Origin of the sequence: Cytobacillus eiseniae (assembly GCF_017874625.1) — a bacterium.
GTDB lineage: Bacteria > Bacillota > Bacilli > Bacillales > Cytobacillaceae > Cytobacillus > Cytobacillus eiseniae.
In genome coordinates, this window is sequence record NZ_JAGIKZ010000031.1 from 23,505 (window position 1) to 36,055 (window position 12,551).

The following is a 12,551-nucleotide window of genomic DNA, read 5'->3' on the forward strand; positions in this document are numbered from 1 at the left end:
ACCTCTCTCCCCTTGCTATTTGCGTAATAGAAATGTCTGGATAAAAAAATCTATCATAATGACAATATAGATTGTCATTAATCCCATGATTACACTAATTAAATGTAAATAATCTGGGTACTCCATGGCTACAATGACAGCTAGGACAGCCATAGCCATTCGAGAGATCATACCTATCGAGCTGATCTTCCTCCCCTTTACTACTGCTTCTCCAAACTGATCTATTTTTTTGATCATTAGCCATAGATTAAACAAACTAAAGCTTGTCCCAAGAAATAGACCTAAAAAAACAGGCTGATAGGGAGTGAAGCCCCAGCCAAGAACATAAAATGACAACAAGAAAAACATATATTTTCGTTGTCTCACAAAGGTTGCTTTAAATTCTGGCATTGTCGTTTATTCTCCTGTAAAGAAATATTGGATTAAGCATAGCACGGAATGGATTGCGCTCATTTGACGCATCCCCTCAAATAGTGAGAGAATGGTATGTGGGTTTTGAGGGATTACTAATTACTATTAGCAACATGCAGACGTGGGATTGTAGACTGCATAAAATATGAAAACCCTATCATTTTAAACCCTTTGTAAGCATACAATAGGGACTTGTCAATGTCAATGCATTTGAAATGAAAAAACGTACTAATATCAAGCGGTTAAAAGAGCTGTTCACACTATTATCACAATATTATGTTTATTGTGTATTGAAAAAGAAGTGCGTATCTGCTACACAGTAGTTCGGCTTAGAAAGCAGAGTATGAAGAATAAGTATTTCAGCCGTTTGATTATCAAAAATAGCAACAGATTTCCCATCGTTTTTAACACATGATAAATTATGTGTTAAAACGGGGCAAGAAGGTCTGCACTGATCAGTTGGGGGACTAGGTTGAGCGTCTGAGTTAATAAATAGACGGAAAATTTCCGACTATTTCATAATAATTAATAAAAAAAGTGTAAATAAGCGGAGAAATTCCGCCTATTTACCTAAAAATAATGAAAAAATGGAATTTTTCATTGAATAAGCGGAAAATTTCCGCTTATTCCCCTCAATATTAGCTTCATTCTACATTTAACCGGAAATTTTCCGCTTATTTACGTGTGCTCGTTGCTTACTCAATGATTGAGATAGTCGCAAAGTATGGGCAGGAACGTTCTATAGCAAAATTCATGTATTCGCCTCATCAATGGATTGTTCTTAGGAAAACCTCTCCTTCGTCATCGATGATGCTTCCAATTGCCCATTAGGCAAAATAAACAGCTGTGCTTCAATCACATCCTCTTTCCCGGCTTTTCTGGCGAATACTTTTACGATATATAAGCCAGGTTTTGGCATCTGATCATTCTTGATTTCCTCCATGATCTGTCCTTTTCCTACGTTTCTTTTCCAATCTAAAAATCCCTCAAACCGCAGACTTTCATAATCAAATAGAGCAATGCCAAATTCCTCTGCCCCACCAGGAAGGTACACCTCGTATCGATACGTATCCTCTTTGTCCCCTTTTCCAATGCCAAAGCCCATCACTCTTGGATAATTCGGCTCTTCTAGCACATAAATATATGGGATTGGAATTTCTTGTGAACCTGCATGCAGGATAAGTGTGCCATCATATACCTTTTTCTTAAATACATTCGGATCTACCGCAATCTGTAATTCGAGCCGCTTTTTTTCTCCAGGCTGTAAAAAGAAAGACAGCGGCAGTTCCCAGTCAATCCCCTTCTCTGCATGAGGGAGAGAAAATGAATAGGATAGAGGCTCTGTGCCAACATTTTCAACCGTTACAAAGCTGCTATGCTTATGCATACGGTCAGCGAGCTGAAATTTTCCGAACTGGAGGGAGGATGGGATGACAAGTGAGTTTGTTTTTAATGCTTTCTCTATTTGGATTCTCCCTGCTCCTTGCTCATATGTCCGATAAGGCTTTCCTTTTTTATTCACAAGCGGCTTGGCTGTATTCATAAGGGCTGCTTTGATTTTTTCAGGTCCCCAATCTGGATGAGCTTGTTTAATAATCGCACTTGCACCAGCAACATGCGGTGCGGCCATACTCGTTCCCTGCAACGGCAAATATCCGCCTGGAACGGTGCTATTAATAGCTACACCTGGGGCAAGAACGTCCGGCTTAATTTCCCAAGTCGATGTAACTGGGCCGCGAGAGCTAAAATCAGCAAGAATGTCTTTTTCTTCTTTTAAATGGGTTCTAGCATAAACTTTTTGTTTGGCTACTGCCTTTTTCAGCCGTTCCCCTTCCGCCTTTGAAATGGCTGTGATTGGAATGGCGACCTCACTCTCTAAATTTCCGAATAAACCGCCCTTCGTATTATTGTAAATAATGACGGCCTTTGCACCTGCCTTTAGTGCATTCATCCCCTTTTCTGTAAAGGTGAGCTCGCCTCTTTCGATTAAAGCAATTTTCCCTTTTACCTCTTTTAGGTCCTCCTCCTTACCTATTCCAGCAAAAACAATCTCGTAGGACTGATGCAAGTCCCAATCGATCGAACCTTGAAACGGCTCTAAACGATAGGCTCGTCCCAATACTTCTAAAAAGGGGATTTTCATAATCGGTGTAGAAGCTCCAACAGAAATCGCTTTAGATGCCGTTCCAGGTGACCCAACCGTCCAATGATTCGGGCCAGAATTGCCAGACGATGTTACGGCTGTGATGCCTTTTTCTACTGCCTTATTTAAAGCCATACTTATCGGAAGATCTGGTCCATTGACGTTATTGCCGAGAGAGAGATTTAAAATATCTACTCGATCCTTAATTGCCTCATCAATAGCCGCAATCACTTGCTCAGTTGTTCCACTGCCGCCAGGGCCGAGTGCACGATAAGCAATAATCATTGCCTCTGGGGCCACGCCATTGATTTTTCCATTAGCTGCGATAATTCCAGCCACATGTGTTCCGTGAAGCGTGCCTTCCCCATGCTCCGCATTTGTTTCCATCGGATCATCGTCCCCATCAACTAAATCATGTCCGCCCCCATAATTTTTTCTTAAATCAGGATGGGTGTAGTCGATGCCTGTATCGATGACACCAACCTTTACACCTTTACCTGTTAAGCGCCGATTTTTCGGATCAAAAAAGCCACGAACCTCTTCACCGCCAATCATTTTCACACTTTCCTCCGCATGGACCTTATACGTGTTCACAGGAGAAATCATCGATATATCTATGCTTTTTCCTAATTGATCAATATCCGTTTGCTTTCCTTTTACCGAGAAGCCGTTTATGGCGTAATTGTAAATATGCCGGAGCTCAATATTTGGATGGGCATTTGCCAATGCTCTTATTTCGGCTTCACTTTTTTGCTGATCTAATATAACGATGGCCACCTTCTCTATGTCTGAAGGCTCCTCAGGAATAGGGGGGAGATCAAGTGTATGAGCCATAATCGTTGAGGGAAGTAGGAGGATGAATGTTAAACATAGTATGAGACGTTTCATGGAAATCACCCTTTTTTCCATATGGTTTTCAATTTAGACGGGAAATATGCGGAGGGAAGTCATCTTGATAAGTTAGTTCAAGAACAAACGCGCAATACGTGTCATACTGTGAAAGTACCATTTACCAATTTTCAGAAGAAAGGGGCTAAATATTATGAAGTGGCCTGTAAAATCGGTAAAGTGACCGATAAATCATCAAAAGTCGCCGATACAAATAAAACCTGACTTGTAAATCATTCGATGTCGCCGATAAACGGTGAATCTGATCTGTAAATTATGAAATCTGGCCAATAACCATCAAGTGGGGTAATTAAAGTTAATATTCGGCATGGAAATCACCACATGCGGATGAACAAACTGAAAATCTGGACAGCAAAATCGAAAAATCTAAGTTACGGAAAAGACATCCTAGTCAATAAAAAAGAGGCTTTCCAATAGTCGGATGATTGACTTTTGGATGCCTCCTTTCATGTTTCAGAACTAGCATTCTTAATTCAACTTTAAAATGGGCTGTATTCCTTTGGGCGCTCGCTCGTTTGTTGGAAATAGAAACGAATGGCTTCGCAAATTCTTCTTGAAGCTTCCCCATCTCCATACGGGTTAACCGCTTTGGCCATTTTTTCATATTCGGCTTGATTCGTTACTAGCTGAGTAGCTAATTCATAAATTGGCTCCTCTTCGACTCCAACAAGCTTCAATGTACCTGCCGCAATCCCCTCTGGTCTTTCGGTCGTATCACGAAGAACAAGTACTGGAACACCAAGGGATGGTGCTTCTTCCTGAATCCCACCTGAATCAGTTAAAATCAAATACGCTCTCTCTGAGAAATTATGGAAATCAATAACATCTAATGGTTCAATTAAATGGATGCGTGGATTATTTCCGAGAATTGCATGAGCTATTTCCCGAACAGATGGGTTCAGATGCATCGGATAAACGACTTGAATATCCTTTTGTTCATCCACTAAACGTTTGATTGCATTGAACATATTTCTCATTGGTTCGCCTAAATTTTCCCGGCGATGAGCAGTTAGAAGCACCAAGCGATCTGTACCGATTTTATCGAGTACTTCGTGATGGTACTCATCCTTCACCGTTGTTTTCAATGCATCAATAGCTGTATTTCCTGTAATGAAAATCCGCTCATTTGGCTTATTTTCATTTAAAAGGTTTTCAGCTGATTGCTTTGTTGGTGAGAAATGCAAATCAGCGATCACACCTGTAAGCTGACGGTTCATTTCTTCTGGAAATGGCGAGTATTTATTCCATGTACGAAGACCTGCCTCGACATGTCCAACAACAATTTGATTATAAAAAGCCGCAAGTCCAGCAATAAAGGTCGTTGTCGTATCTCCGTGAACGAGCACGATATCTGGCTTTGTTTCCTTCATCACTTGATCAAGCCCTTCAAGGCCTCGTGTTGTCACATCTACTAATGATTGTCGATTCTTCATGATATTCAAGTCATAATCGGGGGTAATTTTAAAAATCGTTAATACTTGATCAAGCATTTCGCGGTGCTGGGCAGTGACTGTAACTATAGGGTCAAAATGTTTTGAGTGCTTCTGCAATTCAAGGACAAGTGGTGCCATTTTTATCGCCTCTGGCCTTGTGCCGAAAATCGTCATTACTTTAATTCGACGATCCATTCCATACACATCCTCTACTTTTTTATCGCAGATTAACGGACTGTAATTGGAAAAGTAGTTAGAGGGAATAGAGTGTGGTAAGTGGGGGATCAAACAGTCGGTTAATGCCCAAAGTTTAGGATACTCCACATCTATATGTGACCGCATCCATGGGCAAAAACTAACAATCAGCGGGGATGATATTATCCCCACTGATCTCAGGTTTTACTTTATTTTATGTTAGAGTCAAAGCACGTATTACTTCGTACCAAATAAACGATCTCCTGCATCGCCTAAGCCTGGAACGATGTAGCCATGATCATTTAACTTTTCATCAAGAGCAGCAATATAAATATCTACATCTGGATGTGCATCCTGCAGTACTTTAACGCCTTCTGGAGCAGCAACTAGACACATAAATTTAATATGTTTGCCTCCGCGTTTCTTTAAGGAATTGATTGCTTCCACTGCTGAACCGCCTGTTGCAAGCATTGGGTCAACAACAATGAAATCTCTTTCTTCCACATCACTAGGAAGCTTTACATAATATTCAACCGGCTGTAATGTTTCAGGGTCACGATAAAGGCCAATATGCCCTACTTTTGCTGCTGGAATAAGTTTTAATATTCCATCAACCATGCCAATTCCCGCACGAAGAATCGGAATGATGCCCATCTTTTTCCCTGTTAGAATTTTTGATTGTGCTGGCCCAACTGGTGTTTCAACTGTGACATCTTCTAATGTCATATCTCTTGTAATTTCGAAAGCCATTAATGTAGCAACCTCATCAACAAGCTCACGGAAATCCTTTGTCCCAGTAGACTTATCTCGAATATATGTAAGTTTGTGCTGAATAAGTGGATGATCGAATACATATACCTTTGCCATGGATGATCTCTTCCTTTCAATTTGAGAATAGTACGTTCTTGCACTTCGTCTAATTTTACAGAAAAACAAGTACCAGAGCAACCGTCAGAAGCAATTGTTTTCGAATCGTTCGAATTACTACAAAAGCGGAAGCGCCAAAGGTCTCGTGCGATGAATACGCTGCCGAAGTGTTACTTGTGGAGCTGGACTTAAACCAAACAATTCACATCTTACATCCAACATGCGATTACATCATTCTACTAACCAACAAAAAGACTGCTCCCCTATTTTAGAGAGCAGCCTTAAAGCTTATCTTTCTGGATATAAAGTAAAGTTGCTTGTCAATGCTTCCACACGATTCTTCGCTTCTTGTAGCTTGTCTTCCTGTTCGTGATTTTTCAATGTGAAGGCAATAAGTGAAGCAATGTCTTCCATTTCCTTTGCACCAAAGCCGCGAGAAGTAACGGCAGCTGTACCGATTCGGATGCCGCTAGTAACAAATGGGCTTTCAGGATCAAATGGAATCGTATTTTTATTCACCGTAATTCCAACCTCATCTAGCACTTTTTCAGCAATTTTTCCTGTTAAGCCTAGTGAGCGCATATCTACTAGTAATAGATGATTATCTGTTCCTCCAGAAACGATAGTCAATCCTTCCTTTTGAAGGCTTTCAGCAAGATGCTTAGCATTCGCCACTACATTTTCGATATACCCTTTGAATTCATCTTGGAGTGCTTCGCCAAATGCAACAGCTTTAGCAGCAATGACATGCATTAATGGACCGCCTTGGATTCCTGGGAAAATCGATTTATCAATTTTCTTCGCATATTCTTCCTTGCAAAGAATCATTCCGCCACGCGGGCCACGAAGTGTTTTATGTGTCGTTGTCGTCACAAAATCAGCATATGGAACTGGATTTTCATGAAGACCAGCTGCAACAAGGCCAGCAATATGAGCCATGTCCACCATTAAATAAGCGCCTACTTCATCGGCTATTTCACGGAAACGCTTGAAATCGATCGCGCGCGGATACGCACTAGCACCAGCAACAATTAATTTCGGCTTATGTTCGCGAGCCTTTTCAAGAACAACATCATAGTCAATCATATGTGTCTTTTCGTCTACACCATATTCAACAAAGTTATATTGAACCCCACTGAAGTTAACAGGGCTTCCATGTGTTAAATGGCCGCCATGGGAAAGATTCATGCCAAGAACGGTATCCCCTTGCTCTAAAACCGTGAAGTAAACGGCCATATTTGCTTGAGCACCTGAATGCGGCTGTACATTTGCATGCTCTGCTCCAAAAATTTGCTTCGCACGGTCACGAGCTAAATTTTCCACGACATCTACATGCTCACATCCACCGTAATAACGTCTTCCTGGGTAGCCTTCTGCATATTTATTCGTTAGCACAGATCCTTGCGCTTCCATGACTGCTTCACTGACAAAGTTTTCAGATGCAATTAGTTCGATCTTTGTTCTTTGGCGATTTAACTCATCCTGGATCGATTGAAATACTTGTTGATCCTGCTGTTCTACATGCTTCATAATAAAATCCTCCCTTTTCAACGAAACGATTTCCTAGTAGATATGTATTCTTCTATTTTGAAAATTCTATTTTATTTTATCATGTTTTCATTTTGAATAGAATAAGAATCCTACTTTGCAATGAATGGCTGCCGCCTGCACTCTATTTTAGCAGGATTCATTTTCACTTGTACGCTTATACACCGCACGTGTGCCGCCAATCAGCTTAGGTCTAGTTGTCGCCATTGTTACATGGGCTTCTCCCACAAACTTTTCCGCTGCTCTGATCGGAACGGCTACAGGCTTCAAGTGCATCCCAATAAAGGTATCCCCGATATCCATCCCTGCATCTGCTTGAATATGCTCAACAACAACCGGATCTTGAAAATGATTAAAAGCATAGGTTGCCATCGCTCCCCCTGCATTTCGAACAGGAATGACTGTCACTTCTGTCAGCTTTCTTTCTTCTGCCGTTGTTCGCTCCACAACTAACGCCCTATTCAGATGCTCACAGCATTGAAAGGCAAGCGCTACCCCCGTTTGCTCTTGCAGCTTTTTCATTTGTGAAAAAATCATTTTAGCCACTTGCTCGGTCCCCGCTGTGCCAATTTTCTTTCCAGCCACTTCACTTGTGCTGCAGCCGATCACAAACAGCTGGTTGGCATGTAATGATACTTGCTCGGAAAATGCCTGAAGTATGGCGGCTAATTGTTTTTGAATGTCATCTACCATAAAAGTTCACCCTTTCCTGTTTGGTAAGGAGTCAGAGTATTGTCTATCTTCATTAGGAACACTCCGGCAGTATATCTTTTGCACGACCTAAGCGTTCTACTTATAGGAGGAGCGCCTAGCCCCTCCAAGTTCATAAGCCATATCTATTCAGAAAGGCCTTCCAACTAGTTTTTCGCCATGCCTGTAGCTGATCAAGAAGCCTTCTCATAAGCTCTTGCCTTTATTTGTTTTCGTAGTTTTTAATTTTTCCAACCCGATTTTCATGACGGCCGCCTTCATATTCTGTTGTCAGCCATACTTTCGCAATTTCACGCGCAAGCCCTGGGCCAATCACACGTTCACCCATTGCAAGCATATTGCTGTCATTATGTTCACGCGTTGCTTTCGCACTGAACAAATCATGTACGAGCGCACAGCGAATGCCGTTCACCTTATTTGCGGCAATACTCATCCCAATGCCTGTCCCGCAAATGAGAATGCCCTTATCAAACTCTCCATTTGCTACTTTCTCAGCAACTGGCAATGCATAGTCCGGATAGTCAACAGACGTCCCACATTCACAGCCGAAATCCTCAAATTCAATGCCCATTTCACTCATTAAGCCTTTTATTTCCTCACGAATATTTACTCCACCATGATCAGATGCAATCGCTACCTTCATGTAGAAATCCTCCTTCAACCCAAGTCACTTTTATCATAAACCTGCCCTTATTTTGGCATAAATATCGGAAAATAGAAAGGGACAGCTCGATAAACAAATGCGCAAGCGCCTAAGGTCTCGCCGTACAAAGTGGATAATTGCCTCTCTCGATAAAGGAAAGCGCGTTTGACGTAATGTACTAAAGTTTGATAGGCGATAAGCGCCGAAGCTTAACCTGCACTTAATTACTCAAAAATTTATACGTCGTGCGACTTTTTTAGTTCCTAAGCATGAAAAAAAGCCTTCACAATGGAAGGCCTTCGTTATTAAATCTGGAAACGAGTAATCGTATTTTTTAATTTATCTGCTTGCCCTTTTAACTCATTTGCTAAGGATTCAACATTGGACATGACATCTGTTTGATGGTCTGTCGCTGTTGCAACCTCTTGGGCACCTGCTGATGTTTCTTCCGCAATGGCTGCCACCTCTTGTGATTGAGAAGCCGTTAGCTGAATACTTTGCATTTGACGGTCCACTAGTGAAGTAATAGCAGAAACAGATAAAGCCATTTCATTGACTGTTGTCGTCATTTCTTCAATAACAACATTTGTTTCTGTCCCTTTTTTTGCTTCTTCATTAGCCATTTCAACCTGTTCAGCAATTTGGCGTACGACATTTTGCACTTCAGCTTGAATATTTTTAATTAAATCAGAGATCCCCTGTACGGCATGGGCACTTTCATCTGCTAGCTTTCTTACTTCTTCGGCAACGACAGCAAAGCCTTTGCCATGTTCACCTGCACGAGCCGCTTCAATCGATGCGTTGAGAGCAAGAAGATTGGTTTGAGCGGCAATATCTCCTACCAATTGGATGATTTGCTCAACCTTAGCTGCATTTTCTTCTAAACGCTTTACTGTTTGAAGGGATTGCTGATTTTCATTCGCAAGACTCTCAATTCCTGACACAAGAGAATGAATAATTCTCTTCGAATCATGCAAGTCTTGCACCATTTCAGTTGAAACCACTTCAGATGCCTTTGCCTTGTCTTGCACTTCTTCAGCAATTCGAATGACATCATCCACTGATTCAGCTGTTGATTGAATCGCGATCGCTGAATTATCTGCTCCAATGGAGATTTCATTGATTGTTCTAGAAATCGCATCTGCTTGCTCAGCTGCAAAAGTTGATTCCTTGGATATAGCAATTACCTTGTCGTTCGTTTCACGAAAATTCTCATCAATTTGATGAACCATTTCTCTAAGATTGGCAAGCATATCATTAAATGCAAGACCTAATGAGCGGATTTCATCATCTGCTTTAGACAATTTTACATCCTCACGAATATTTCCTTGAGCGGCCTTTAATGCCATTTTCTCAAGTCTTTGCAATGGCTTTATAATGACACCAGCTGCAAAAAAGGCTAAAATCCCCGACCAAATAATCCCAAGGCTAAGTGTAATAATCGAATAGACTACTTCTCCAAATGGAAGGATATCCTGAATCATCGGGTATAAAAAGTAAATAAAGAAAGCAGATGTTGAATACGTAATGACTGCTAATATCGTTGTAAACAACACAAGCTTCTTTCTTAAACCAAATTTATAATTCTGTTTCTCCTCCATTATGGTCCCCCTTGTAATCTTTCTGTAAAATTGGCGTTATTTTCCGAATCATTTCATTTAGTTCTTTATATGTGTCCCTATAGCTCATAAGGGGACCACCAAAAGGATCCATGATATCGGGATTTCCGCTTTCTCCTGCAAATTCCTTGAGTGTGTACGTCTTTCCAGCAGCTGCTGGATACATACTGAGAACGGCAGCCTTATGGCTCAATGTCATCGTTAAAATATAGCTCGTCCAATTTACGAGCTGTTCATTCATCATGGCTGACTGATGTTGATTAAAGAGGATCCCCTCTTCTGCAAGCACTTTTATTGTATTTTCTGATGCCGCACTGCCATCCATTGCATAAACACCAGCTGATTTCACTTCAACATTTGGAAGATGATTCTTCAAAATGGCTTCAGCCATCGGGCTCCGACACGTATTTCCTGTACAAACAAATAAGACGCGAGTCATAGCTGTGCCTCCTTTCCCCCATTATAAGCCAAAACGCCCAGATTCAATAGTGCCCATCGATAAATTTATTCTTACTTTTTTTGAAAAGATTTTGTCAAATGAACAAATACTCAGAACGCTTAGTCATCCTCAAGCAAAACAAAAGCCAAGTCTTCCAAAAAAGGTACTCTTTACCTCTCCCGGAAGGCTTGGCTTTGTGAACTGGAGCACCTCTAATCAGAAGGCTCTTTCGTAAACATTATTGCTATTTTAGTAAAGCTTGATTTTCGCTCTAATCAACCGACTGATTGGGTAAATCATATTTTGACATTTAATTTATAAACAACATTTTTTTCGAAAATAACCTATCGAAAAAACACTTTTACCTGTTTAAAGAATACGCTGCTGAAGCACTCTTTCTAGCGATTGTCATGGATCCACCCACAGCAATTTCCTTGTGGACGAGCAAAAAAAAGCTAGCCAAACAAAAGTTTGATTCCAAATGCGATAAGGATGCTCCCTCCTAATGCTTCGCTATAAGAACCAAGCCACCCTTGAACCTTTCGACCAATCAAAAGACCGAGCCACGTAAGAATGGTAGCAGTCGTGCCGAAGCAGATTAACACAATGAGCATCTTCGCACCATATATTCCTAGCGTTAACCCTACTGAAAAGCTATCAAGACTGACACTAAAGCCAAAAAGGAGCAAGCCCCAGCCAACAGGTGTAATCATGCTGCTTTCTTCCTTTTTAAAACCTGACCAAATCATCTGAATGCCTAATAGTAGAAGCAGTCCGCCTCCTACATAAGTAGCAAACATACCAAATTGTTCTGATAAAAATTTGCCTGTAATCATTCCCAAAAGCGGCATCCAAACGTGAAACATTCCAATCAACAGGCCGATTTTTAGTATTTGTCTAAGCCTCAGCTTGTACATCCCCATGCCAAGACCTACCGAAAAGGCATCCATTGCTAATGCAAATGCCATTAATGTTAGTGTAAATAAAACGCTAAACAGTTCTCCCATCTATACGCCCCCTTGGACCTGCTAATTCAACATATGCACGTCCTAGGAGTTTTAGAAGATGAAACAAATTCCACAATAACGTTTTTCTGATTAGGGCGGGGGGTGATCCTACATTATTAGGAGAGTACATAGAGTAAGTGAGTCGGTTGTTCTACTTACTTTATACTAGTTTCTGAGAGTTGTTTGGGGTGCTATAAATCTTATTAAAGACTCTTTCGCTGGATTTTTCCGTCGTTCGGTGTTCTATACACCTTATTGAAGACTCTTTCGTTGGATTTTTCCGTCGTTCGGGGTTCTATACGCCTTATTGAAGACTCTTTCGTTGGATTTTCCGGTCGTTCGGGGTTCTATACACCTTATTGAAGACTCTTTCGCTGGATTTTCCGGTCGTTCGGGGTTCTATACGCCTTATTGAAGACTCTTTCGCTGGATTTTTCCGTCGTTCGGTGTTCTATACACCTTATTGAAGACTCTTTCGTTGGATTTTTCCGTCGTTCAGGGTTCTATACACCTTATTGAAGACTCTTTCGCTGGATTTTCCGGTCGTTCGGGGTTCTATACACCTTATTGAAGACTCTTTCGCTGGATTTTCCGGTCGTTCGGGGTTCTATACGCCTTATTGAAGA

At 41.1% G+C, this 12,551-nt stretch carries 10 protein-coding genes; all 10 read right to left on the reverse strand.

The features are described 5' to 3' along the window. Positions 1 to 15 precede the first annotated feature (15 nt). The 10 genes from J2Z40_RS17520 to J2Z40_RS17565 all read right to left on the reverse strand — a co-directional run bounded on the left by J2Z40_RS17520 (position 16) and on the right by J2Z40_RS17565 (position 11,925). Positions 16 to 390, reverse strand: coding sequence for an ATP synthase subunit I (locus tag J2Z40_RS17520; protein ID WP_066398256.1), 375 nt, complete (start codon positions 388 to 390; stop codon positions 16 to 18). Positions 391 to 1,192: 802 nt separating this feature from the next. Continuing rightward, positions 1,193 to 3,442: a S8 family serine peptidase gene (locus tag J2Z40_RS17525; protein ID WP_066398259.1), complete on the reverse strand. Its 2,250-nt coding sequence runs from the start codon at positions 3,440 to 3,442 to the stop codon at positions 1,193 to 1,195. Between the two features lie 500 nt (positions 3,443 to 3,942). Continuing rightward, positions 3,943 to 5,091, reverse strand: a complete 1,149-nt coding sequence (wecB, locus tag J2Z40_RS17530) for a non-hydrolyzing UDP-N-acetylglucosamine 2-epimerase (protein WP_066398263.1) — start codon at positions 5,089 to 5,091, stop codon at positions 3,943 to 3,945. 237 nt (positions 5,092 to 5,328) lie between these two features. Further along, entirely contained in the window at positions 5,329 to 5,958 is a 630-nt protein-coding gene (upp, locus tag J2Z40_RS17535; RefSeq protein WP_066398265.1) for a uracil phosphoribosyltransferase, read from the reverse strand. A 288-nt stretch (positions 5,959 to 6,246) separates the two neighbouring features. Next, complete coding sequence (locus tag J2Z40_RS17540; protein WP_066398267.1) at positions 6,247 to 7,488, reverse strand: serine hydroxymethyltransferase; 1,242 nt, start codon at positions 7,486 to 7,488, stop codon at positions 6,247 to 6,249. A gap of 147 nt (positions 7,489 to 7,635) precedes the next feature. Continuing rightward, the gene (locus J2Z40_RS17545) at positions 7,636 to 8,199 is read right to left on the reverse strand and encodes a TIGR01440 family protein (RefSeq protein WP_066398270.1); all 564 of its coding nucleotides are present in this window, start codon (positions 8,197 to 8,199) and stop codon (positions 7,636 to 7,638) included. Between the two features lie 220 nt (positions 8,200 to 8,419). After that, a complete protein-coding gene (rpiB, locus tag J2Z40_RS17550) occupies positions 8,420 to 8,860 on the reverse strand; it encodes a ribose 5-phosphate isomerase B (protein WP_066398272.1) in 441 nt (146 codons plus the stop codon). Between the two features lie 305 nt (positions 8,861 to 9,165). Further along, on the reverse strand, positions 9,166 to 10,461 hold the full coding sequence (locus J2Z40_RS17555) for a methyl-accepting chemotaxis protein (RefSeq protein ID WP_066398273.1): 1,296 nt from the start codon (positions 10,459 to 10,461) through the stop codon (positions 9,166 to 9,168). Beyond that, complete coding sequence (locus J2Z40_RS17560; RefSeq protein ID WP_066398275.1) at positions 10,439 to 10,918, reverse strand: low molecular weight protein arginine phosphatase; 480 nt, start codon at positions 10,916 to 10,918, stop codon at positions 10,439 to 10,441. The genes J2Z40_RS17555 and J2Z40_RS17560 overlap by 23 nt, the downstream gene beginning before the upstream one ends. Positions 10,919 to 11,373: 455 nt before the next feature. Continuing rightward, positions 11,374 to 11,925 (reverse strand): manganese efflux pump MntP, encoded by a 552-nt coding sequence (locus J2Z40_RS17565; RefSeq protein ID WP_066398277.1) that lies wholly within the window; start codon positions 11,923 to 11,925, stop codon positions 11,374 to 11,376. Between the last annotated feature and the right edge of the window lie 626 nt (positions 11,926 to 12,551).

Coding starts and splice junctions, on each gene's coding strand:
- J2Z40_RS17520 (WP_066398256.1), bottom strand. CDS start 390: ATGCCAGAATTTAAAGCAACCTTTGTGAGACAACGAAAATATATGTTT.
- J2Z40_RS17545 (WP_066398270.1), bottom strand. CDS start 8,199: ATGGTAGATGACATTCAAAAACAATTAGCCGCCATACTTCAGGCATTT.
- J2Z40_RS17525 (WP_066398259.1), bottom strand. CDS start 3,442: ATGAAACGTCTCATACTATGTTTAACATTCATCCTCCTACTTCCCTCA.
- J2Z40_RS17565 (WP_066398277.1), bottom strand. CDS start 11,925: ATGGGAGAACTGTTTAGCGTTTTATTTACACTAACATTAATGGCATTT.
- J2Z40_RS17560 (WP_066398275.1), bottom strand. CDS start 10,918: ATGACTCGCGTCTTATTTGTTTGTACAGGAAATACGTGTCGGAGCCCG.
- J2Z40_RS17540 (WP_066398267.1), bottom strand. CDS start 7,488: ATGAAGCATGTAGAACAGCAGGATCAACAAGTATTTCAATCGATCCAG.
- J2Z40_RS17555 (WP_066398273.1), bottom strand. CDS start 10,461: ATGGAGGAGAAACAGAATTATAAATTTGGTTTAAGAAAGAAGCTTGTG.
- rpiB (WP_066398272.1), bottom strand. CDS start 8,860: ATGAAGGTAGCGATTGCATCTGATCATGGTGGAGTAAATATTCGTGAG.
- wecB (WP_066398263.1), bottom strand. CDS start 5,091: ATGGATCGTCGAATTAAAGTAATGACGATTTTCGGCACAAGGCCAGAG.
- upp (WP_066398265.1), bottom strand. CDS start 5,958: ATGGCAAAGGTATATGTATTCGATCATCCACTTATTCAGCACAAACTT.